The following is a 322-nucleotide window of genomic DNA, read 5'->3' on the forward strand; positions in this document are numbered from 1 at the left end:
GGCCAGCTCCAGCGTGGCCGGCAGGCGTTGCAGGATCAACTGGATGGCGGGCTGGTTGAAGACGAACGAGTTGCCCAGGTCGCCGTGCAGCGCGTTGCCGACAAACTTCAGGTACTGCTGGTACAGCGGCAGGTCCAGGCCCAGCGACCGCACCGCCTGCGCGATCTCGGCCTGCGTGGCGTCGGCCGGCACCAGGATCTCGATCGGGTCGCCGATGGCGTAGACGCCGGCGAACACGATCAGCGAGGTCAGCGCCAGGATCACCAGGCTCTGGCACAGCCGGCGGATAATGAACGCGGTCATGGCGCCTCGCGGCGACAGG

At 68.0% G+C, this 322-nt stretch carries 1 pseudogene; it reads right to left on the reverse strand.

The features are described 5' to 3' along the window. A pseudogene (locus SB771_RS33870) lies at nucleotides 1-303 on the reverse strand (ABC transporter permease); the annotation flags it as partial. Nucleotides 304-322 lie beyond the last annotated feature (19 nt).

This window comes from Burkholderia sp. SIMBA_051 (genome assembly GCF_046534915.1).
In the GTDB taxonomy this organism is placed as follows: domain Bacteria; phylum Pseudomonadota; class Gammaproteobacteria; order Burkholderiales; family Burkholderiaceae; genus Burkholderia; species Burkholderia ambifaria.